The sequence below is a fragment of the Testudinibacter aquarius genome (genome assembly GCF_004342725.1).
Taxonomy (GTDB): domain Bacteria; phylum Pseudomonadota; class Gammaproteobacteria; order Enterobacterales; family Pasteurellaceae; genus Chelonobacter; species Chelonobacter aquarius.
The window spans coordinates 63,586-87,069 of the sequence record NZ_SMCP01000005.1 but is presented as its reverse complement, the minus strand read 5'-3'; the positions used below and the strand labels follow the sequence as shown (position 1 = coordinate 87,069).

22 protein-coding genes are annotated in these 23,484 nt (G+C 45.6%); 14 read left to right on the top strand and 8 right to left on the bottom strand.

The features are described 5' to 3' along the window. Positions 1-30: 30 nt before the first annotated feature. From EDC16_RS06445 to EDC16_RS06425, 5 genes are all read right to left on the bottom strand, one after another. Positions 31-936: an SMP-30/gluconolactonase/LRE family protein gene (locus EDC16_RS06445; RefSeq protein WP_132966603.1), complete on the bottom strand. Its 906-nt coding sequence runs from the start codon at positions 934-936 to the stop codon at positions 31-33. A gap of 76 nt (positions 937-1,012) precedes the next feature. Next, entirely contained in the window at positions 1,013-2,131 is a 1,119-nt protein-coding gene (locus EDC16_RS06440) for an ABC transporter substrate-binding protein (RefSeq protein ID WP_132966601.1), read from the bottom strand. Between the two features lie 10 nt (positions 2,132-2,141). Next, positions 2,142-3,209: an ABC transporter permease gene (locus EDC16_RS06435; protein ID WP_132966599.1), complete on the bottom strand. Its 1,068-nt coding sequence runs from the start codon at positions 3,207-3,209 to the stop codon at positions 2,142-2,144. 11 nt (positions 3,210-3,220) lie between these two features. After that, the gene (locus EDC16_RS06430) at positions 3,221-4,765 is read right to left on the bottom strand and encodes a sugar ABC transporter ATP-binding protein (protein WP_132966597.1); all 1,545 of its coding nucleotides are present in this window, start codon (positions 4,763-4,765) and stop codon (positions 3,221-3,223) included. Positions 4,766-5,050: 285 nt separating this feature from the next. Continuing rightward, positions 5,051-5,857 (bottom strand): IclR family transcriptional regulator, encoded by an 807-nt coding sequence (locus EDC16_RS06425; protein ID WP_132966595.1) that lies wholly within the window; start codon positions 5,855-5,857, stop codon positions 5,051-5,053. 218 nt (positions 5,858-6,075) lie between these two features. Between EDC16_RS06425 and yiaK the strand changes: the two genes are divergently transcribed. From yiaK to araD, 8 genes are all read left to right on the top strand, one after another. Next, positions 6,076-7,074, top strand: a complete 999-nt coding sequence (gene yiaK, locus EDC16_RS06420; protein WP_132966913.1) for a 3-dehydro-L-gulonate 2-dehydrogenase — start codon at positions 6,076-6,078, stop codon at positions 7,072-7,074. Between the two features lie 30 nt (positions 7,075-7,104). Then, positions 7,105-7,569 carry a NanQ anomerase/TabA/YiaL family protein gene (locus EDC16_RS06415; protein WP_132966593.1) on the top strand — a complete coding sequence of 155 codons (465 nt, stop codon included), beginning with the start codon at positions 7,105-7,107 and terminating at the stop codon, positions 7,567-7,569. A gap of 20 nt (positions 7,570-7,589) precedes the next feature. Then, positions 7,590-8,072, top strand: a complete 483-nt coding sequence (locus EDC16_RS06410) for a TRAP transporter small permease (protein ID WP_132966591.1) — start codon at positions 7,590-7,592, stop codon at positions 8,070-8,072. Beyond that, the gene (locus tag EDC16_RS06405) at positions 8,069-9,349 is read left to right on the top strand and encodes a TRAP transporter large permease subunit (RefSeq protein ID WP_132966589.1); all 1,281 of its coding nucleotides are present in this window, start codon (positions 8,069-8,071) and stop codon (positions 9,347-9,349) included. Before EDC16_RS06410 ends, EDC16_RS06405 begins: the two co-directional genes overlap by 4 nt. 33 nt (positions 9,350-9,382) lie before the next feature. Then, complete coding sequence (locus EDC16_RS06400; RefSeq protein WP_132966587.1) at positions 9,383-10,360, top strand: TRAP transporter substrate-binding protein; 978 nt, start codon at positions 9,383-9,385, stop codon at positions 10,358-10,360. Positions 10,361-10,536: 176 nt separating this feature from the next. Continuing rightward, positions 10,537-12,021: an FGGY-family carbohydrate kinase gene (locus EDC16_RS06395; RefSeq protein WP_132966585.1), complete on the top strand. Its 1,485-nt coding sequence runs from the start codon at positions 10,537-10,539 to the stop codon at positions 12,019-12,021. Between the two features lie 50 nt (positions 12,022-12,071). Then, positions 12,072-12,932 carry an L-ribulose-5-phosphate 3-epimerase gene (locus EDC16_RS06390; RefSeq protein WP_132966583.1) on the top strand — a complete coding sequence of 287 codons (861 nt, stop codon included), beginning with the start codon at positions 12,072-12,074 and terminating at the stop codon, positions 12,930-12,932. Continuing rightward, a complete protein-coding gene (gene araD, locus EDC16_RS06385) occupies positions 12,926-13,621 on the top strand; it encodes an L-ribulose-5-phosphate 4-epimerase (protein WP_132966581.1) in 696 nt (231 codons plus the stop codon). The genes EDC16_RS06390 and araD overlap by 7 nt, the downstream gene beginning before the upstream one ends. Positions 13,622-13,953: 332 nt before the next feature. Here araD and ulaG read toward each other — a convergent pair whose 3' ends face one another. Further along, positions 13,954-15,021, bottom strand: a complete 1,068-nt coding sequence (gene ulaG / locus EDC16_RS06380) for an L-ascorbate 6-phosphate lactonase (protein WP_132966579.1) — start codon at positions 15,019-15,021, stop codon at positions 13,954-13,956. A 73-nt stretch (positions 15,022-15,094) separates the two neighbouring features. Further along, positions 15,095-15,856, bottom strand: a complete 762-nt coding sequence (ulaR, locus tag EDC16_RS06375; RefSeq protein WP_132966577.1) for an HTH-type transcriptional regulator UlaR — start codon at positions 15,854-15,856, stop codon at positions 15,095-15,097. Positions 15,857-16,112: 256 nt separating this feature from the next. Here ulaR and EDC16_RS06370 point away from each other — a divergent pair, with 256 nt between their 5' ends. The 5 genes from EDC16_RS06370 to EDC16_RS12840 all read left to right on the top strand — a co-directional run bounded on the left by EDC16_RS06370 (position 16,113) and on the right by EDC16_RS12840 (position 19,727). Further along, positions 16,113-18,020 carry a PTS ascorbate-specific subunit IIBC gene (locus tag EDC16_RS06370; protein ID WP_416069089.1) on the top strand — a complete coding sequence of 636 codons (1,908 nt, stop codon included), beginning with the start codon at positions 16,113-16,115 and terminating at the stop codon, positions 18,018-18,020. Positions 18,021-18,083: 63 nt separating this feature from the next. Continuing rightward, positions 18,084-18,554 carry a PTS sugar transporter subunit IIA gene (locus EDC16_RS06365; protein ID WP_132966573.1) on the top strand — a complete coding sequence of 157 codons (471 nt, stop codon included), beginning with the start codon at positions 18,084-18,086 and terminating at the stop codon, positions 18,552-18,554. Between the two features lie 23 nt (positions 18,555-18,577). Next, positions 18,578-19,228: a 3-keto-L-gulonate-6-phosphate decarboxylase UlaD gene (locus EDC16_RS06360; RefSeq protein ID WP_132966571.1), complete on the top strand. Its 651-nt coding sequence runs from the start codon at positions 18,578-18,580 to the stop codon at positions 19,226-19,228. Positions 19,229-19,396: 168 nt separating this feature from the next. Continuing rightward, on the top strand, positions 19,397-19,588 hold the full coding sequence (locus EDC16_RS06355; RefSeq protein ID WP_132966569.1) for a DUF5397 family protein: 192 nt from the start codon (positions 19,397-19,399) through the stop codon (positions 19,586-19,588). Positions 19,589-19,592: 4 nt separating this feature from the next. After that, positions 19,593-19,727 carry a hypothetical protein gene (locus EDC16_RS12840; RefSeq protein ID WP_269778489.1) on the top strand — a complete coding sequence of 45 codons (135 nt, stop codon included), beginning with the start codon at positions 19,593-19,595 and terminating at the stop codon, positions 19,725-19,727. A 93-nt stretch (positions 19,728-19,820) separates the two neighbouring features. On the opposite strand, the gene msrA is transcribed toward EDC16_RS12840, so the two are convergent. After that, entirely contained in the window at positions 19,821-20,354 is a 534-nt protein-coding gene (gene msrA, locus EDC16_RS06345) for a peptide-methionine (S)-S-oxide reductase MsrA (protein WP_198362762.1), read from the bottom strand. A 294-nt stretch (positions 20,355-20,648) separates the two neighbouring features. Here msrA and topA point away from each other — a divergent pair, with 294 nt between their 5' ends. After that, complete coding sequence (gene topA / locus EDC16_RS06340) at positions 20,649-23,255, top strand: type I DNA topoisomerase (protein ID WP_132966565.1); 2,607 nt, start codon at positions 20,649-20,651, stop codon at positions 23,253-23,255. The last annotated feature ends 229 nt before the right edge of the window (positions 23,256-23,484 follow it).

Below are 23,484 nucleotides of genomic sequence, written 5' to 3'. Positions count from 1 at the left end.
CCGTAACATGGTGTATCGAAGCGAGTTAGCCTAATCAAAAGCATTATATTGAAAGCCTTTGGTGTTTAATCTCACTCGGAACAGGCAGTTGCTGGCGGTGATAAACAATTGATTTTGAGCCTTGCCGCCTAAGGTGCAATTTGACGTGGTTTTGCCCAACGTGATTTTTGCTACGGTTTTTCCTTGTGGCGTAATGATCAGCACGCCATCAGCGCAACTGCAATAGATTAATCCATGCTGATCTACACAAAATCCGTCCGGAATACCGGGGTTGATTTCGCAAATAGTGCGGCGATTGCTCAGTTGGCAACCGTTGACATCAAAGGCGACCAAGTGGTGTAATCCGTCGCTGAATTCTACGCCGGACATGTCTGCTACATATAAGGTTTTCTCGTCAGGGGAGAAAAATAATCCATTAGGGCGCATGGTGTTAAATGTTGCCAGTTTAGTCTGTTTTTGTTGTGGGCAGTAGCAGTAGATATAGCAGCCGATTATCTCACTGGCGGCTTGATAACCCTCTTCGTTGCTGAGAATACCGTAAGGGGGATCGGTAAACCACACCGTGCCGTCGGATTTCACCACCAGATCGTTAGGGGAGTTGAAACGGCGCCCGTCGTAGCGATCGACTAAGGTTGACACCTTACCTTGTCTATCGGTGTGGCTGAGGCTACGGCTGCCATGTTGACAGGTTAGCAGTGAGCCATCCGTCCAAAGGGCATTACCATTGGCAAAGTCGGAAGGGCTGCGAAAAATCTCGGTGCCTTTTTCGTGCCATTTAAACATTTTATTGCCTTTTACATCGCTGAAGATAACCGCACTTTCGTCAGGCAGCCAGACCGGACCTTCTGCCCAAACGGCATCTGTGAACAAGCATTCTACTGAGGTATCTTGATCAAATAGATAAGCGTATGTTGAATCATAAATATTAATAGTCATGGCTGATACCCATTAGTGATTATGACTGATCAGGTTTACGGGATATCCGCCGATATCCCGTTGATTATTAAACAGATTATTTCACGCCCCAGATATTACGATAGGCATCTTGATAACCGTTTTGTGGGTCATAGTTATTTTTGTCGCCACCATCATAGGCAATATTTTCTTTGGTGACTAAATGTACCGGGGTGACATAACCGGACGGTTTTTCACCGGAAAATGCGCGGTTTAGTTCATCAACCAATTGCCAACCGTGCAAATTTAGCGGTTCTGGCACGGTTGCCACTTGGTGCTCACCTGCGCGAATGCGTTGATAAGCGGTGACGGAGCCATCGCCTGCCGAGATGTTATAAGGTGCGGCATTGCCCTTGATGCCGGCACTGCGCAGTGACGGTGCCATAAAATCAAAATACAGATCATTAATGGCAAGGGTGTATTGGAAATTATCCTGATATTTCTGCAAGGTGCTGAAGGTCAATCCCGGCATTCTGCTGGAGGTGTCCGCCAGTGGCGTATCGACGAATTCGAGCACTTTACAGCCACTGCATTGCTCAATCGTCTCTTTCATCACATTGGCTTTGCGCAATGCGATTTCATAGAGCGAGTCGGTTAAAATCACTACTTGGGCTTTGCCTTCGGATTTGGCGACGGCGAGTAGCGCTGATAATTTAGCAATTTGGTCGGAGTCAGAAGTCACGTTATAGAAGACATTGTATTGATCAATCGGGCCAGGTTGTGGTGATGCGTGCCAAGCAATCAGGGTAATGTTTTGTTCATGGGCTTTTTTCAACGGATTGCGTGCCACATTCGGGTTCCAACCGCCGATGACGATGGCATCCGGTTTTTTGGCGATCGCTTGATTGAGCGATGCCAATTGATTGCTGACCGAACCGGCACCGTCCAGCACATCCAGTTTCCAACCCGCAACGGCTGCCGCTTGTTTCATACCATCCAAGACACCTAACACGCCGCCGTTTTTCATGTCGGAAGCAATAAAAATGACAGATTTATCTTTTTGTAGCTGCGGACCACTGGTCGGGCCGTCCCACACTGTTTGTGGTGCAGTGGCGGCGGCAATGGTTTGTTTCGCTTGGGCAACAAAGGCATCTTCGGCAAAAGCAGCTTGGCTGAAGCTGAAGACCACGCCAAAAAGTGCGGTAGCGATAAGGGATTTTTTAGCGATGCGTTTCATGAGCTTATCCTTATTGAGGTTGTGTTTCAGGGGTAACAGGTTCTTTTTTCTGAACCAATTTTTGGTTTGACAAACGTTTGCGTTGGGCGTAACCGGCGATGGTAATCGACAGCAATAGGGTGGCGCCGTTAAATAACGGTTCAACCCAGAAAGCACCGCCAAATTGTTGAATGCCGGAAATACCAATGGCTAAAATAGCAATACCGACCACCGTTCCCCAGACGTTGACTCTGCCCGGTCGAATCGTGGTGCTGCCTAAAAATGCGCCGACTAATGCCGGTAATAAATAGTCCATACCGACACTGGCTTGTCCGACGCCTTGCTGTGCGGCAATCAACACACCGGTGAAGCCGGTTAAGGTGCTGGAGGCAATAAAGGAGACAATGGTATATTTTTTGATTGAGATGCCGTTCAGGCGTGCCGCAGCCGGATTGCCACCGACTGCATACATGCAGCGGCCAATCGGGGTGTGTTCGGTAATAATCCATAAAATAATCGCAACAATCAGCACATAGAAAGCGGAGATCGGAATACCGAAAAGTGCGGTGCTGTTGAGATCATAGAACGCATCTGGCAGATCACCGACGATTTGCCGCCCGCCGGAGTGCCACAATGCAATCGCATACAAAACGGTGCCGGAGCCGAGCGTGGCGACAAAACTGTCAATGTCGGCCAAGGCGACTAGAATACCGTTTAACAATCCGTATAGTGCCGCAATAACCAAGACGGTGATCACCGCCATTTGCCACGAAAAGCCGAATTGAACCTGTAGGCTGATGGCTAAAATATGCCATAACACGATGCCAAAGCCGACGTTGAGATCAATTTTACCGACAATCATCGTGGTGGTGGCGGCCAGTGCCAACAACGCGATTTTGGATTTGGTTTCCAAAATCGCATTCAAGGTCAACATTGAGGCAAAGGTTGGTGTGGTCAGTGAAAACACCAATACCAGTATCACACACAGCCAGAGCAGCCCATAACGGGTTGATTGTTGCGACAACCAAGGCATAAAACCGTCCCGACGCAGGGATACGGCTTGTTCAAGTGCGGTAGATTTGACAGAAGTTTGAGCCATAATAACAATCCTTATATCGCTGAATGCGTTACGGGTGAGGTGTGATGGGGTGCTGCTGCAGAAGCCAGTTGTAGTAATCGTGCAAAGGTGATCTCTTGATTAAACAGTTCGCCGACCACACTGCCACGGTTGAACACCAAAGCACGGTTGCAAAGATGAGCGATCTCTTCAAAATCGGTTGAGATTACGATAATCGCCATGCCGTTGGCCAGGGCTTTATTTAACACATCATAAATTTCCGCTCTGGCACCGACGTCGACCCCAGCAGTGGGATCTTCTAGAATTAGCACCGGGGTATTGAGGTGTAGCCAGCGTGCCATGACGATCTTTTGCTGGTTGCCGCCGGATAAGGCGCTGACCTCGATAAACATATTTTTAGGGCGAATATCAAATTGTTGGAATTTAAACCAGCTCTCTTTCAGTTCCCGTGCCCGATCATACCATCGAAGTGCGGTTTTCTGTTTAATGATAGGGTTGAGGAATAGGTTTTCGGTGGTGGTCATCGACATCACCAAACTTTCGTTGGCGCGATCTCCGGCAACCAGCGAGATTCCTTTTTGAATCGCCTCTTGTGGCGAAGTCGGGCGGTAATCCTGTTCCAATAAGGTAATGCTGCCTTGATCGGCGCGGCGTAAGCCGAACAACAAGCGCCCCACTTCTTCTTGCCCGGCACCACGCAGCCCGGCGAGAGCGATCATCTCACCACGGTGTAGTGAGAATGACACCGGACCGGTGTCGCCGATGGTCACGTCAGAAAGGGTGATGACCGGTGGCGTGTTTTGCGGTAGAGGACTGCGCTGGTGATCTCGGGTCTGTTCGCCGACGATCACCTCGACCAGATCTTTCACCGAATAGTCGCTGGTTTTCCCTTCTGCAACTGGAAAACCGTCACGCATCACATAGATACGGTCAGCAATTTCAATCACTTCGTCCAGTCGGTGAGTCACATAGATCATGCCGACCCCTTGTTGTTTTAAGGTGCGCAGCACAGTGAAAAGATGTTTAACGTCGCTGGCGGGCAGTGAGGCGGTCGGTTCGTCCAAAATCAAAATTTTAGCGTTCACCGCAATCGCTCGAGCGATGGCCAACAAGGCTTTTTCGGTGCGTGACAGATCAAAAACACGAGTGTCGGGATCAAGATTAATGCCCACTGCTGCTAGGGCTTTTTCTGCCTGAGACCGCACTTTTTGCCAGTTGATCAGCTTAAAACGTTTTGGAAATCCCATCACAAACGCCATATTTTCAGCGACGGTCATCCATTCAATTAAACCGAGATCCTGATGGATAAAGGAGATGGGTTGCAGATTATCGGTTTTTAGTGACAGCGCAGAGTCAATAGCTTGGTTTTCAAACAAAATTTGCCCACCGTCATTTGGGTAAATACCCGCCAGAATTTTGATCAGTGTGGATTTTCCCGCCCCGTTTTCGCCTAGCAAGGCAACGATTTCACCGGGATAAATATTGAGACTCACATCGTTGACAGCAATATTGTTGCCAAAGCGCTTCACGATATGCTGCATACTGAGGCGCGGGGGTTCAGCGTGATTATTGTGCATAGTGTTTCCTTGGTTTGGAGGAAAAACAGCACGCTTGAGTGCTGCCCACTGGGTTGACTTTGAGAGGTGTCTTTTCAAATTATGAAATAATATTTTGTTATTTGAAATTGTGAGATTGTTATTTTGTGAGCAACATCAAAATTTATTCGTTAAAAAACGGTTAACAGCAAAAAACGAATGGTTAACATCTCCTAAATTTATGAAAGGTAGGAGGCAGCATTGAGTGTTATTTTTGATTGTGTGGCGCCGATGCCACACAATGAATAGGGGATGTTTGTGATTGATTTAAATACTGTTGCTTGAGCCTAGTTCGTTGGAAATAGCATTGGCGGCTTTTTTCAGATGCTGCAAAAGTGCGGTTTTGCCGATTTGGTTGAGGCGTGCGGTCGACAGCGAAATTGACACCGAGTAAACCACTTTACCGTTAATATCGAAAATCGGGCAGGCAATACAACTGACACCAATTTCATTCTCTTCGGCATCCATCGCAAAACCCAAATCACGAATGGTTGCCAACTCATTTTTCATATCATCCAGTTTGGTGATGGTGTTGCAGGTGAGTTTTTTAATATGACTTTTGTTTTTTTCCCAATACAGTGGCAGGTAATCACGCTGGTCGTACGCCATAAAAATCTTGCCCATCGCCGAACAGTAGAGTTGCAGATGCTGTCCGATGTAGGAGCGGGTTCGCATCATGCCCATGGTCGGCTCCAGTTTGTAGATCATGATAGCGTGTCCGTTTTCCCGCAATGAGAAATTAACGGTTTCCCCGGTTTCAAGATTCAGTTCTTCCAACAGCGGCGAAGCAATATTGATGATATTTAATGATGACAGCGTTTTTTGCCCGATGGATAAGCATTTGCTGGTCAGTCGATAAGTCCCCATGGTGTTGGTCGGTTTGACAAAACCACAAGATTGCAGGCTTTGCAGCATACGGTGGGTAGTACTTTTATTCAGACCGGACAGTTCGCTCAATTTTGCTAAAGGACAGCCATTAGGAAAGTTACTCAAAATTTCAAGCAGGGTTAAGCCACGAACTAAACTTTGATTATTAACCGATTTTTTGCCTTCTGATTCAATGTGATCTGACATATTTCTGCTCTCATAATTGATGAACTCTATTATTCCTCTTTCTTGTCGAAAAGGTCAATCTAAAAATGCGATAAGGATCACAATATCAATAAAATTTTATAAGTGTTTGATTTATAGTTATTTTAATTTGAAATTAAATTTGCTTAATTATTAAAATTCATACAATATATGAAATATCATTTCACTATATGAAATTTCAAGCAACAGTAGAGGTTATTATGCAAGTCAGTTACAGCGAATTAAAACAAGAGTTCAAACGGGTTTTATTGGCGCGTGGTGTCGAAGAAGGCACGGCGGAAGCCTGTGCAACCATGTTTGCCGACACCACCGAATCCGGCGTTTACTCCCATGGTGTTAACCGTTTCCCACGTTTTATCCAACAGTTGGAAAAGGGCGATATTGATCCGACAGCCAAGCCGACCAAAGTGCTTTCTCTTGGCGCAATCGAACAGTGGGATGCCCATCAGGCAATCGGCAATTTAACCGCAAAAGAGATGATGGATCGCGCAATGGCATTGGCTGATCAACATGGAATCGGGGTGGTCGCGCTGAAAAATGCCAACCATTGGATGCGTGGCGGCGGTTATGGCTGGCAGGCGGCAGAAAATGGCTACATCGGCATTTGTTGGACCAACTCGATTGCGGTAATGCCGCCGTGGGGCGCCAAAGAGTGTCGTATTGGTACCAATCCGTTGATTATTGCCATTCCAAGTAACCCGATCACGATGGTGGATATGTCCTGCTCGATGTATTCCTACGGCATGTTGGAAGTCAATCGTCTTGCCGGCCGTCAAACCTTTGTCGATGCGGGATTTGATGATGACGGCAATTTGACCAAAGATCCGGGCACGGTCGAAAAAAATCGCCGTCTATTGCCGATGGGCTATTGGAAAGGTTCAGGACTATCGATTGTGTTGGATATGATCGCAACCTTGCTTTCCAACGGCTTGTCCGTAGCGGAAGTGACCGAAGAGAAAGATGACGAATATTGCGTTTCACAAGTGTTTATTGCCATCGAAGTTGATCGTTTGATTGATGGTAAAACCAAAGACGAAAAGTTGCAACGGATTATGGATTATGTGAAAACCGCAGAACGTGCCGATCCCAATATTGAAGTGCGGTTGCCGGGGCATGAATTTACCACCATTTTGGCAGACAACCGCGCCAATGGCATTCCGGTCGATGATACTGTCTGGGCAAAATTGAAATCACTCTAATCCGAACAAGATAATCTTAAGGAATACATTATGTTTTTTGGTCATATTTCACAAGTAGAGGAACATCTCTATCCAAGTGCGGTGGCTGCTGCACTGGATTTTCTGAAGCATACCGATTTCGACCAATTGGCAGCAGGGCGCTATCCGATCAAGGGCGAGCTGATTTATGCGCAGGTGTTGGATTTGGAAACGCAGCCGAAAACACACATTTTGCCGGAAGTTCATCGTCGCTATCTCGACGTGCAATATCTGCACAGCGGACAAGAGCGGATTGGTGTTGCGGTGGATCGTGGCGGCAATACGGTGGCAAAACCTTACGATACTGAACGTGATATTTTATTTTATCAAGATGTTGACGCTGAATCGGAACTGGTGATGCGTCCCGGCAATTTTGCAGTATTTTTCCCCAGTGATATTCACCGTCCGGCATGCTTCGATGGTGAAATGGCGAAAATTCGTAAGGTTGTCGTCAAAATTGCCGTCAGTGAACTTTAATCAGTTTGTCAGGAGTTCAAATGAATAACGTGATTTTCTATACCAGCAAAATCTTGGAAACCATCGTGGTGTTGCTGCTGTCAGCAATGGCGATCATGGTGTTTACCAATGTGGTGCTACGTTACAGCTTCCATACCAGTATTACCGTTGCCGAAGAGTTATCCCGCTATGCGTTTGTTTGGGTTACTTTTTTGGGGGCGGTGTTAGTTTTTAAAGAGAATGGGCATGTCAGTGTGTCGGTATTGATCGATAAACTGTCGCCTTTTAAACGTAAGCTGCTTACCGTCCTGACCGATGGGGTGATGTTGTACTGCTGCTACCTGATTTTTGTCGGCAGCTATGCCCAAATGCAACTGAATATGAGCAATTATGCGCCGATCTCGGAAATCCCTACCGGGGTTAATTTTCTGGCGGGTGTGATTATGAGCGGCTTAATTGGTCTATTGTTACTGATTCGCTTGGTTTCTAATGCGATCCAATTAGCCAAAGGAGAATTAGCATGACAATTATTATTTTCCTCGGCGTGTTACTGGGTTCGATTGCGTTGGGTATTCCGGTTGCCTTTTCTCTGATCGTATGTGGCGTTGCCTTGATGCTGCATCTGGATCTGTTTGATCCACAAATCTTAGCGCAAAATTTGGTCAGTGGCGCAGACAGTTTTTCACTGTTGGCGATTCCGTTTTTTATCCTTGCCGGGGAGTTGATGAATGAAGGCGGTTTATCAAAACGGATTATTGATTTACCGATGAAGCTAGTCGGGCATAAACGTGGCGGTTTGGGCTTTGTGGCAATTATTGCCGCGATGATTATGGCGAGCCTGTCCGGTTCAGCGGTGGCAGATACGGCGGCGGTTGCAGCAATGTTGATTCCAATGATGAAAACTACCGGCTATCCGGTCGAACGTTCTGCCGGCTTGATTGGTGCCGCAGGGATTATTGCACCGATTATTCCGCCTTCAATTCCGTTTATTATCTTTGGGGTTGCCAGTGGTGTATCGATCACCAAATTGTTTATGGCGGGGATCTTCCCGGGCATCATGATGGGTTGCTGTTTGGCGGCGTTGTGGGCATGGCAATCCAAACGCCTGAATTTGATGACGTTCTCGAAAGCCACTAAACAAGAGCTGTGCATTTCGTTTAAAAACAGTATTTGGGCGCTGTTGTTACCGGTGATTATTATCGGTGGTTTCCGCTTGGGCATTTTCACCCCGACTGAAGCCGGTGCGGTAGCTGCATTTTACGCCTTGATTGTTTCCATGTTTGTTTACCGTGAATTAAAAATCAAACAGCTTTATGGCGTGTTACTGGCGGCAGGCAAAACCACTGCCGTGGTGATGCTGCTGGTTGCGGCCGCTCAGGTCTCCGGTTGGTTGATCACCGTTGCCGAATTGCCGCAAATGATCACCGAGCTGTTGGAACCTTTGATTGATTCACCAACCTTGCTGCTAATTGTCATTATGATCGCCGTTTTCATTATCGGCATGGTGATGGATTTGACCCCGACCGTGCTGATTTTAACCCCGGTGCTGATGCCGCTGGTGGAGGAAGCAGGGATTGATCCGGTCTATTTCGGGGTGCTGTTTATCCTGAATACATCCATTGGCTTGATTACGCCACCGATCGGCAATGTCTTGAATGTGATTACCGGCGTGGCGAAATTGCAGTTTGATCAGGCAGCAAAAGGGATTTTCCCTTATATGCTCATGCTATTGGGACTGCTGTTTGCTTTTGTTTTGTTTCCATCGTTGATTTTAACGCCACTCAGCTGGCTACAACCTTAACTTGTTACTTTAATTTCTGACTAGGAGAATGCTATGAAAAAACTTACCGCACTTTTAACCGGATTAACGCTGGCTGCCGCAACGGTTAGCGCTCAAGCTGCAACGACGTTACGTTTTGGTTATGAAGCGCCACGCAGTGATACTCAACATATTGCTGCCAAAAAATTTGACGAATTATTAAAAGAGAAAACCAAAGGTGAATTGAAGTTATCGCTGTTTCCAGACAGCACACTGGGTAATGCACAAACGATGATCAGTGCAGTGCGTGGCGGTACTATTGATATTGAAATGTCCGGCTCACCAAATTTCAGTGGTTTGGTTTCTAATTTGAATGTAATCGATATTCCGTTTATTTTTAAAGATAAAGCACATGCTTATCGAGTGTTGGACGGCGAAATCGGACAAGGGCTGCTGAAGGAATTGGAAGATAAAGGTTTGAAAGGGTTAGGCTTCTGGGAAGTGGGTTTCCGTTCTATCACCAACTCTAAACATCCGATCAACACCCCTGATGATGTCAAAGGCTTAAAAATTCGCACCAACCAAAACCCAATGTATGTTGAAGCGTTTAAATTGCTGGGGGCTAATCCGGTGCCGATGCCATTGTCAGAATTATATACCGCACTTGAAACCCGCGCCGTTGACGCTCAGGAGCACCCAATCGGCATCGTTTGGTCGACCAAACTGTATGAAGTACAAAAACATTTGAGTTTGACTAACCATGGTTACACCCCGCTGTTGGTGGTGATGAACAAACAAAAATTTGACAGCTTCGCACCGGAAGTACAGCAGGCGATTTTGGATGCGGCAAAAGAAGCCGGTGCCTATCAGCGTGAACTGAATGCCAAAAACGAGCAGGATATTCTGGATAAATTCAGAAAAGCCGGTATCGAAGTGGTAGAAAAAGTGGATACCAAACCGTTTCGTGATATTGTAGAACAACCGGTTCGTCAATATTTCATCGAACGTAATGGTGATACTTTAATTAAACAAGTGGATGCCTTAGCGCAATAAATCAACAATAATAGCTCAAAGCGGATCACTAAACCGGTGATCCGCTTTCTCAAGTTTCAGAACCGCACTTTTAAGCGCTCACATCGTTTCAATAAGGTGAGTTGCTATGGCAAGACTGATTGACAGCAGTCATTCTTGCCATAGTCAATGATATTCAGTGAGGTAGGGGAGTCTATATGGATTTTTGGTTAGGCGTAGATTGCGGTGGCACTTTCATTAAAGCCGGGATTTATGACAGCAACGGCAAAGAGTATGGCAGTTATCGTCAAAATCTGGCGATTATTAGTGCCAAGCCCGGTTGGGCTGAACGTGATATGGGCGAATTATGGCAAGCCTGTGCTGCGGTGATTGCCGGCGCAATTCGCTCGTCAGGTGTGGCGGCGGAAAATATCAAAGGCGTTGGAATCTCAGCGCAAGGCAAGGGACTGTATTTATTGGATAAAAACCAAGTCCCGTTAGGCTACGGCGTGATTTCAGCAGATCAACGGGCATTGGCGATAGTCAAACAGTGGCAAGCTGAACAAATGCCGCAAAAATTATACCCGATTACCCGTCAAACATTATGGACCGGGCATCCGGTGTCGATTTTGCGTTGGTTAAAGCAGCATGAACCGGCACGCTATGCGCAAATCGGTAGTGTGTTGATGCCGCATGATTATTTGCGTTTTTGTTTAACCGGCGAGATTGCGTGCGAAGAGACCAATATTTCCGAATCGAATTTATACAATATGCAGAGCGGTGAATACGATGCAGAATTGGCTAAACTGCTGGATATTGAAGAGATTATGCCGGCATTGCCACCGATTATCGGTTCGTCGCAAATTGCCGGTTATATCCATGAAGAGGCTGCTCGTCAAACCGGCTTAAAAGAGGGTACTGCGGTAGTTGGCGGATTGTTTGATGTGGTTTCGACCGCACTTTGTGCCGGTTTGGACGATGAAACCAAGCTCAATACGGTACTTGGCACCTGGTCGGTGGTCAGTGGAATCACGTCTCATCTTGACGATAGCCAGAGCCTGCCGTTTGTTTACGGACGCTACGCCCAGCAGGGCGAATTTATTGTACACGAAGCCAGCCCGACCTCAGCCGCCAATTTGGAGTGGTTTACTCGGCAATGGAAAGTGGATGATTATGCGGAAATTAACCGTGCGGTGGCAGAATTGCCAAAAGCCGACAGCAGTGTGCTGTTTATGCCGTTTTTGTATGGTTCCAATGCCGGGCTTGGAATGCAAGCCGGTTTTTACGGGCTGCAATCCATACATACTCAAGCACACCTATGGCAAGCAATCTATGAGGGCGTGATTTTCAGCCTGATGTACCATTTGGAAAGAATGCGTCAACGTTTTCCGAATACTAAAGTACTACGAGTGACCGGCGGACCGTCACGCTCGGACGTTTGGATGCAGATGCTGGCAGATCTGACCGGTTTGCCGTTGGAGATTCCGCAACTGGAAGAGAGCGGTTGTTTGGGGGCGGCATTGATGGCAATGGTCGGCAACCAAGTGTTTAGCGACAGTAAGCAAGCACAGCAAATCATTGCTGCGCAGATGAAACATATTACGCCGGATCCTACCGTGTATGACAAATATCAAAATAAATACAAAAAATACAAATTATTGCTTGAAAGTTTGACGCATTTTAATAATCATTGCAATGATTAAATGTGATATATTATGATTTATTCTGATTTAAAAAGGCAAAGAGGTAGTCAATGAGAAAACATAAATTAGGCATCTATGAAAAAGCGTTGCCAAAACAGCTAAGCTGGCAGGATCGCTTATCCATTGCCAAAGCCTGTGGCTTTGATTTTGTAGAAATATCAATCGATGAAACCGACGAACGTTTGGCTCGTTTGGATTGGAGCAAAGCGCAGCGTTTGGAAATCGTTAAAGCAGTGTTGGAAACCGGCATTACCATTCCGTCAATGTGCTTGTCCGGTCACCGTCGTTTTCCTTTCGGCAGTCATGACCAAAAAGTGCGGTCAGAAGCTTATGTAATTATGGAAAAAGCCATTCAACTTGCCAGTGATATCGGTATTCGCACCATTCAATTGGCGGGTTATGATGTTTATTATGAACAGCAAGATGACAGCACGCTGCAAGGTTTTATCGACGGTATGCAATGGGCGGTGGAAAAAGCGGCGGCATCGCAAGTGATGTTGGCGGTCGAGATTATGGATACCGAATTTATGAACTCGATCACCAAATGGAAGCAGTGGGACAAGCTGTTGGCTTCGCCGTGGTTTACGGTTTACCCCGATGTCGGCAACTTATCGGCTTGGGGCAATGATGTCAGTAAAGAATTAGAATTAGGCATCGATCGGATTGCAGCGATTCACTTGAAAGATACCTATGCGGTGACAGAAACGTGCAAAGGGCAGTTCCGAGATGTACCGTTTGGCGAAGGCTGTGTCGATTTTGTCAATGTATTCAAAACCTTGCAAAAGCTGAATTATCGTGGCGCATTCTTGATTGAAATGTGGACTGAAAAATCCGAAGAACCGATTGCAGAAATTATCAACGCCCGCCGTTGGATTGAACAAAAAATGAAAGAAGGGGAGTTTGTATGTTAGAAGCGTTAAAACAACAGGTATTTGAAGCCAATTTAGCGTTGCCTAAATATGGTTTGGTGACTTTTACTTGGGGCAATGTCAGCGGCATTGACCGTGAACAGGGCTTGGTGGTGATTAAACCGTCCGGCGTGGAATATGATGTGATGCAAGCTGAGGACATGGTGGTAGTCGATCTTTATAGCGGTGCGGTGGTAGAAGGTAGCAAAAAACCATCTTCCGATACCCCGACCCATCTGGAGTTATATCGTCAATTTCCACAAATCGGTGGTATTGTGCACACTCACTCGCGTCATGCTACCACTTGGGCGCAAGCCGGGAGAGATTTGACCGCACTGGGTACTACCCATGCAGACTACTTCTACGGTACGATTCCCTGCACTCGTTTGATGACGGACGCAGAGATCCAAGGGGAATATGAGCTGGAAACCGGCAAAGTGATCGTCGAAACTTTCGCCACACGCCAAATTCAGCCGCAAGATGTGCCGGCAGTATTGGTCAATTCACACGGACCTTTTGCCTGGGGCAGTGATCCGCACAATGCGGTGCACAATGCGGTGGTATTGGAAGAGATTGCCTACATGAATCTGTTTGCCTGCCAGTTGAATCCGACCATCGGCGCAATGCAGCAAACCTTATTAGACAAACATTACCTGCGTAAACATGGCAAAAATGCTTATTACGGACAGTAAGTTAAGTATTTTTGTTCACTGATATAGAAGGGGCGATTATATCGCCCCAGATGATAAAGATATTTGATGAGGCAACGTAGGGGCGGATTATATATCCGCCCATTTTCGAAGTGTGGAATAAGTACTTAATTAATAAAGGAAAAGTGCAATATTCGGTTCGGGTCGATATATAATCGACCCCTACTTTTACACTATTAATCGTGGATTTTAACCTTTGTCAGCACTCTAGGGCGATTATATCGCCCCAGATTATTTTTCATATCGCTCAAAACTAAAAGCACTCAGCACTAAAAAGGGCTGTGTCGCCACAACCCTTGTAAGACTGCTTTCAATTACAGGAACGATTTGTACGGTAATTCCGGTTCATCGATAAAGATGTCTTCAAAGCCACGATAGTGTTGGAAATAGATTTTATCTTTGTCGGTCGGGAAGGTGTATTTGCCACCGACTTGCCAGAAGAACGGGTGGAATTGATAGCCTAACCGCTTTTTCTTCATATTCCACAATACTTCGATTTCACGCGGATCACTTTGGAAATTTGACCAAATATCGTGGTGAATAGGTACGACGACTTGGGTATTCAAACACTCGGCAGCGCGCAAAATATCGGAAGAGGTCATTTTGTCGGTCACGCCACGAGGGTTTTCACCATATGACATAAAGGCAACATCAATTTTGTGCTCGTTACCGTGTTTGGCGTAGTAGTTGGAGTAGTGCGAGTCACCGGAATGGTAGATATTTCCGCCACTGGTTTGGAACAGGTAGTTGACGGCTCTGTCGTCCATACCATCTAAAATCGCTTTATCGGTCGAGGATTCGCCTGCCGGTAAGGTGACAAGTGCGGTGCGGTCAAAAGCGTCCAATACTTTGATTTTGACATCGCCAACTTCGATTTCATCGCCGACTTTAGCGGTAACGCAGCGATCTGCCGGCACGCCCCATTTTTGCCACAACTCAACACAGGCTTTCGGACCGATAAATTTAACTTTCTCGTCACAGTTTTGTAGAACGGCAGCCGCAACATTCGGGTCGATGTGGTCAGCGTGATCATGGGTTGCCATCACCGCATCAATCTGTTTGATCGCAAACGGATCCAACACAAAAACGGAGGTTCTTAAATTTGGCTGCAAGTTACGTACACCACCCATCCGCATCATTTGGTGTTGTTTGTTCATCAATGGATTTTTACCGCTGCGTTTTCCGGTTCCACACCAGAAATCCACCGAAATGTTGGTATTACCGGCGGTTTTAAACCAAATTCCGGTGCAGCCTAACCACCACATTGATACTGTGCCGGCTTGCACTTGCTCTTGCTCAATCTGCTCATTAAGCCAAGTTCCCCACTCCGGAAAGGTGCTTAAAATCCAAGATTCGCGTGTAATTTCATCAACTTTACTCATAATATTTACCTTTATTTTGGTTAACAAATTTGATTGATCACAGCGTTATTGCAAGAGAGAGCTAACCGCACTTTTAGACTAAAATCACGTCTACACCTTTTTCTTTCAAGGCGGCGACCACTTTCGGATTGGCGTCCTTTCCTGTAATAACGATATCCAACTGTTCTGTGGTTGCAAAAATGGTACCGATTCGTCCACCGACTTTCGAGCTATCAACTAACGCGACCAGCTTGTTGACGTGTTTCACCATTTTTTGTTCAACCATAGCGGACAACAGATCCACTTTGAACAACCCCTCTTCACTCAAGCCACTGCCGCTGGTAAACATATAGTGCCCGGCATAAAACGCATCACTGGTTTGGTCGGTGCTCAGAAAAAGATTTTTTTCTTTATAAAACTGTCCGCCCAATACCACTAAATTATCGTGGTTCTGTTCAATCAGGTAGTTCAGCAATGGAAAGTAGTTGGTAATGACCTGTACCGGTTTTCCATTGATCTCTTGTCCTAGTAAAAACGCGGTGGAACCGCAGTTAATCACAATACTCTCGCCGTTTTTACACAATTCAGCGGCTTTTTTAGCAATTTTGCTTTTTTCGTCATAATTGGAGGTTTGATGAATATTCATTGGCGACCAAGTGGTACTTTTGTTACTTTCTTCCGCAGCATAAGCACCGTTACGGACTTTTTTCAGCTTTCCTTGCGTATCCAACTTGGTAATATCACGGCGTGCCGTTGCCGGAGACACCGAGAAACCATTGACGATTTCATTGATCGTTAACGAACCTTGCCGATGCAACAGTTCTAAGATTGCATTTTGTCTTTTTAGTTCCGTCATATTAAACCTCACATATGAGCATAATGTGATTGAAATTAACTATACCAATCATTTTTATGATTATCAATGATTATTTGTCAAAAGTAATCATTGAGAGTCTAACTTCAATTAATATTATGATAAATAACAATAAAGTTAACTTTAAAATTTCACCTGGATATTTTTAATGTTATAAAATTATTAAAATAAGCGATTTAGATCACAAAAAATCAAAATTAATCTTTATTTTTTCATAAATGATGACTTATTATGATTAATGAATCAGGGAGATGAGGTTGCACGATCAAATGCCCTGACAAACCAAAGTAAGTCATCAGATGTAATCAATCAACCCCGATCACTATGGAATCGATGGAGTCGAATTATGGAAACACTATATAATATATTTTATATTTTCTATAGCCAAGTTATGACAAAAGCCCCTTTATTGCTGGGTTTAGTCACCTGTATTGGCTATATTCTTCTGCGCAAAGACACAACCACTGTTTTAAAAGGTACAATTAAGACGATTGTCGGTTTTATGTTGGTGCAAGTTGGGGCTTCTACACTGGTAAGTGGATTCAAACCAGTGATTGAAAAATTATCAGAGTATCACCATTTGACCGGTTCGGTGATTGATCCCTACACCAGTATGATGGCAACGATGGAAACCATGGGGGATAACTACTCTTGGGTTGGTTATGCGGTGTTGATGGCGTTGGCGCTGAATATTCTGTTGGTCGTGTTCCGTCGCTTTACCGGTATTCGCACCATCATGCTGACCGGGCACATTATGTTCCAACAAGCGGGTTTGGTTGCGGTATTTTATATGGTATTGGGCGCCTCAATGTGGGAAACCATCATCTATACTTCGATTCTGATGGCGCTGTACTGGTCGATTTCTTCCAACATCATGTATAAAGCCACTCAAGCGGTCACTGGCGGGGCTGGATTTTCCATCGGTCACCAACAGCAGTTTGCCTCTTGGATTGCGACTAAAATTGCACCGAAATTGGGTGATAAAAACGATTCGGTCGATCATTTAAAATTGCCAAAATGGTTGCATATTTTCCACGATAGCATTTCTGCTACTGCGATTGTGATGACGGTATTCTTCGGGATTATTTTGCTTTCGTTCGGATTGACCAATTTACAAGAGATGGCAGGCAAAACGCATTGGACTATCTATATTCTTGAAACCGGGTTGAAATTTGCGGTGGCGATTCAAGTGATTGTCGCTGGGGTGCGGATGTTTGTGGCAGAGTTGTCGGAAGCGTTTAAAGGGGTTTCGGAGCGCATTATTCCCAATGCAGTGTTGGCGATTGACTGTGCTGCGATTTATGCGTATTCGCCAAATGCGATGGTGTTCGGCTTTATGTGGGGCGCAATCGGACAATTTGTGGCAGTGATTGGGTTGCTGTTATTCAGCTCGCCGATCATGATCATTCCGGGCTTTATCCCGATGTTCTTCTCCAATGCCACCATCGGCGTATTTGCCAACCATTTCGGCGGTTGGAAATCGGTGATGAAAATCTGTTTTGTAATGGGGATTATCGAAGTGCTGGGCTCTGCTTGGGCGATTCAAATTTTCGCTGACAATGGCACGGCTTTCAACGGCTGGATGGGCATGGCAGACTGGGCGCTGGTATTCCCACCAATTTTGCAGGGTATCAACAGTATTCCATTCTTCTTCTTTGCGATTTTAGGGGTTTCTTTTGTGTATATGGCATACGCCTCTAAAAAATTGCGTGCTGATGAAGCCGCAGCACTTGCCGCAGGCAAAACCTTGGATCAAATGGACGGTTATGGCATCGATGACTCAGACAGTAGTGATGACAATAGCAACAGCAACAATAGCAACAATAGCAACGAACTAGGAAGTATCAAACCGGTCAGAGTATTGGCGGTTTGTGGAAACGGACAGGGATCGTCCATGATGATGAAAATGAAAATCGGCGCTTACTTAGACAAAAAAGGGATTCCGAACAGTATGGATTCTTGCGCAATTTCTGATTATAAATCGAAAATTGACAGCACTGATATCATCGTCTCTTCCAAACATCTGGCAGGTGAGATGCAAGTCCCTAACGGAAAATATATTCTGGGCGTGCAAAATATGTTGAATCCAAACTCTTTTGGTGAAGAATTGATTGCTATCATTGAACAGAATTTTAAAACAAAATAAACTGGCTATCGGCATGACGAATTCGTCATGCCGGATTTTACAAAAGGAAGATAGAGGAAGGCTATGAACTTAAAACAATCACTCATCGATAATGATTCGATTAAGTTGAATCAGCAGGCAGCAGATTGGCAGGCTGCGATTAAAATCGGTACTGATATGCTGGTGAAGTCCGGTGCAGTCGAAGTGCGGTATCATAATGCTATTGTGGACAGTATCAAAAAATTAGGTCCTTATATTATTTTAGCGCCGGGCTTGGCAATGCCACATGCCAGACCGGAAGATGGTGTGAATAAAACCGCCTTTGCACTGGTGACACTCAGCACCCCGGTCACTTTCGAGGGCGAAGAGACACCGGTCGATGTGTTGATTACTTTGGCAGGCAGTGATTCAAATCAGCATATGCAGGGATTAATGGAGATTACCCAAATACTGGAAGATGAAGAGAGCGAAAGTGGCGTGGATTTGGAGAAAATTAAAGCTTGCCAGACTAAAGAAGAGATCTATCAAGTTATTGATCAAGCGTTGAATAAATAAATGTAAAGTAAACAGGAGAAATTATGACAACCAAACCTTTATTGCAAATTGCATTGGATTCTTTGGATTTAACAACCGCAGTTGAAACCGCTGATAATGTAGCGGGCTATGTGGATATTATTGAAGTCGGCACGATTTTAGCATTTGCTGAAGGCATGAGTGCGGTCAGCACTTTGAGAAAAAATCACCCGAAACATATTTTGGTATGCGATATGAAAACCACCGATGGTGGCGCGATTCTAGCCAAAATGGCATTTGAAGCCGGTGCTGACTGGATCACTGTTTCTGCCGCCGCCCATATTGCCACCATTGGTGCCTGTAAGAAAGTGGCTGACGAATTTAAGCGTGAAATTCAAATTGAATTATACGGCAACTGGACGCTGCAAGATGCACAAAAATGGGTTGATCTCGGCATTCGCCAAGCGATTTATCACCGCTCGCGTGATGCAGAATTGGCTGGCGTGGGCTGGACTGAGGAAGATCTGGTGAAAATGCAGCAACTGTCTGATTTGGGGCTGGAGCTTTCAATCACGGGTGGCATTGTGCCGGAAGATATTCACCTGTTTGCCGGCATTCGCAACGCAAAAGCCTTTATCGCTGGTCGTGCCTTGGTTGGCGAAAAGGGCAAAGCCACTGCAGAAGCGATCAGAGCGGAAATTGCCAAATATTGGTAATGGCTTAATCTACTCAGTAAAATAATAAAAGACACTAGCCCGAAACCTGCTGCGAATAACAGCAGGTTTTTTTATACTTCTGTTAGTTTATATTTAAATGGTAGACTTTACATCGACCAATAACGCTGTAGAATTCATCTAAGGTCGTTTTGACTAAAGGAGAGGATAATGGAAAATACAGCACAAATCCCAGTTGGTGCAATTAAAACCTTTGGTGTTTATGGCATTCCATATCAGGTTGGTGAGCAAGCCCAAGTATTACCGGACGGGGATATTTTAGTTAATATCACGCTGATCGAAAGTGGTGAGCAAGAGATTTATAAATTATCCAAATTATTGGAAGATCCTGAGGCGAAATAGTTTCATGTATGCAATTTCATTTGATTTAGTTGTCGCAGATACTGAAAAAAACCATCCTAAAGGCGTGGCTCAGGCTTACTTTGATATTGGTAGCACCCTAAGAAAATTTGGATTTGAACGGGTTCAAGGAAGTCTATAGCTCAAATTATAAACAAACATCAACAGACCCTAAAAGTGCAGAAGTCAATTTTCTGCACATCACAATTTTTTCTGCATAACAAATACTCATCAGCTACAAATCTGTTTTCCACAACTCCGCAAATTTGACTTTAGCTTTTAAATATTTAGGCGCAACCACCATGCTGCAATAGCCGGTGTTGGGGTTTTGTAGGAAGTAGCCTTGATGATAGTTTTCTGCCGGATAAAATGTTGTGACAGGGCTGATTTTCGTCACAATTGGGGCGCTAAAGTGCGGTTGCAGCTCGATGATGGTTTGTTCGGCAAGCTGTTTTTGCTGGTCGTTCAAATAAAAAATTTCGCTGCGATATTGAGTACCGATATCGTTACCTTGACGGTTCAGCGCGGTTGGATTGTGAATAGCGAAGAAAATATCCAACAGCGTTTGATAGCTTATCTGCTGTGGATCAAACTCGATTTTTACCGCTTCGGCGTGTCCGGTGTCGCTATCACAAACCTGACGATAGCTTGGGTCGGCGAGGTGTCCACCGATATAGCCTGAAACCGCACTTTGCACCCCTTGTATTTGGTTATATACCGCTTCGATACACCAAAAGCATCCGCCGGCAAAAATCGCTGTTTGCATCATCTCTCCTTATTCGTAACCCGAGGGTCTATTGATGTTTGTTTATATTTTGCGTGAAAGTGCGGTAGCGCACAAGCAAAAAAATCAGGCGATTAAAAAGCAAAGCCTTGTAGAATTGTACGCTTTGGCGGAAAAGCTATTGTAATCCCCTGCAAACCTTGATATTGTCAGCGCATTTTATGATGTCCTGATGTTAATTTTGATTAACGAGCACGCTGATTGGAACACGCTGATTGTGAAGCTGTAAAGTGCGGTCAGGCAACATTAAAAGTATTAACGTATAAGAATAGGAAGAAAATGAGTAAATCATTAGTGATTGTCGAGTCCCCAGCGAAAGCCAAAACAATCAATAAATATCTAGGCAAAGATTATGTGGTGAAGTCCAGTGTCGGACATATTCGTGATTTGCCGACAGCCGGGTCTGCAACCGGTGAAAAACGCAAGGCGGTTTCGACCAAAGGCATGAGCGTGGAAGAAAAAGCAGCATTGAAAGCGGAACGTGACCAAGAAGCGTTGGTGAAACGCATGGGCATCGATCCTTATCACGGTTGGAAAGCCAATTACCAGATTCTGCCGGGTAAGGAAAAAGTGGTTGCGGAGCTGAAATCACTGGCGAAAAAAGCGGAACATATCTATCTGGCAACCGACTTGGATAGAGAGGGAGAGGCGATTGCTTGGCATTTGCGTGAAGTGATCGGCGGCGATGATGCCCGCTATAGCCGCGTGGTGTTTAATGAAATTACTAAAAATGCCATCAAAAATGCGTTTGAAAAACCGGAGCAGCTGAATTTAGATCGAGTCAACGCCCAACAGACTCGCCGTTTTTTGGATCGCGTGGTCGGCTTTATGGTCTCCCCGCTGCTGTGGAAAAAAGTGGCGCGTGGGCTGTCCGCCGGGCGAGTGCAGTCGGTGGCTGTGAAACTGCTGGTTGAACGCGAAAGAGAGATCAAATCGTTTGATCCGAAAGAGTTTTGGGAAGTGGCGGTTGACACCTTGACCCAACAGCAACAAGGCATCCGCTTAGATGTGACGCAATTTAACGGCAAAAAGTTTGAACCGGTCAACCAACAGCAAGCCGATGTGGCGGTTGCGGCCTTGCAAAAAGCCGATTACATTGTCAGCAGCTTGGAGACCAAACCGACCAGTTCTCGTGCCAAAGCACCGTTTATCACCTCAACTTTACAACAGGCTGCCAGCACGCGCTTAGGTTTTGGCGTGAAAAAAACCATGATGATGGCACAACGCCTGTATGAAGCCGGTTACATCACTTATATGCGTACCGACTCCACCAATTTGAGCCAAGATGCGTTGAATATGGCTCGCAGCTATATTGAAAAGCAGTTCGGCAAACAATATTTGCCGGAACAGCCAAATTTTTATTCCAGTAAAGACAATGCACAAGAGGCGCATGAAGCGATTCGTCCGTCAGATGTGGCGGTGAAAGATAAAGATCTAAACGGCATGGATAAAGATGCGGTGCGGTTGTACGACTTGATTTGGCGCCAATTCTTGGCGTGTCAAATGCCGCCGGCACAATATGATTCAACTACACTCAGCGTGCAAGCCGGTGAGTACGAGTTGAAAACCAAAGGGCGGATTTTGCGCTTTGACGGTTGGACCAAAGTGCTGCCGATTATGGGGAAAAGTGCCGAAGATCAGGTGTTGCCGCAAGTAGCGGTCAACGAAAAATTGAATTTGAGCCAAGTCATTCCGCAACAACACTTCACTAAACCACCGGCACGTTACACCGAAGCGGCATTGGTGCGTGAATTGGAAAAACGCGGCATCGGGCGACCATCAACCTATGCCTCAATTATTTCCACGATTCAAGATCGTGGTTATGTGCGGGTTGAAAACCGCCGTTTTTACGCCGAAAAAATGGGTGAGATCGTCACTGATCGTTTGAATCAGTCGTTCAGTGAACTGATGAACTACGATTTTACCGCCAATATGGAAGATTCCTTGGATCAAATTGCCAACGGCAACGCCAATTGGAAAACCGAGTTAAATCAATTTTTCAGCGATTTTTCACAAAAATTGTCTACTGCTGAATTGGACGAACTCGAAGGCGGGATGACGCCGAACAGTCTGGTCGAAACTGAAATCAAATGTCCGACGTGTGGGCGCAATATGGCGATTCGCACCGCCAGTACCGGCGTATTTTTAGGCTGTACCGGCTATGCGTTGCCGCCGAAAGAGCGCTGCAAAACCACGATTAACCTGATTCCGGAAGCAGAATTGTTGAATGTTTTGGACGATGATTCCGAAACCGATGCCTTGCGTAAACGCAAACGCTGCCCGAAATGCCACACCGCAATGGACAGCTATCTGATTGACGGGCAGCGTAAACTGCACATTTGCGGTAACAACCCGAATTGTGACGGCTATCTGATTGAGCAGGGCGAATATAAAATCAAGGGGTATGACGGTCCGGTGGTCGAATGTGACAAGTGCGGTGCGGAGATGCACCTGAAACTGGGGCGTTTCGGTAAATATATGGGCTGCACCAATTGCAGTAATACCCGCAAAATTTTGAAAAACGGCGAAGTGGCACCGCCAAAAGAGGATCCGGTGGCTTTCCCTGAGCTGCCGTGTGAAAAATCCGATGCCTATTTTGTGCTGCGTGACGGCGCCAGCGGTGTCTTTATGTCGGCGCACAATTTCCCGAAATCCCGTGAAACTCGCGCCCCTTATGTTGAGGAGCTGGTACGATTCAAAGAGCGGTTACCGGAAAAATTCCACTATTTAACTGAAGCGCCGACCGTTGATTCAGAAGGAAATAAAACGATAGTACGTTTCAGCCGCAAGGAAAAACGTCAGTATGTGACTTCTGAAAAAGACGGCAAAGCGACTAAGTGGATAGCCGATTATCTTAATGGACAGTGGATCGAGCGAAAGAAATAGGGTCTGTTGATCTTTTAAGTATATTATTTGAGCTAAAACTAATCCTTTTAGCCTAGCACGGCAAAGCCGTACTAGGTTACGCATAGATCAGCCGTTCAGAGAGGCAAAGCCTCTCATCAATGCTTAACCGATTGCGACCGTAGGTCGCTGTCGGATAAAATCACACTCTTTTTGCTTGATTTATAAACACAAAAGGTCAACAGCCCCTAGCTAAACGCGAGAAAAAAGC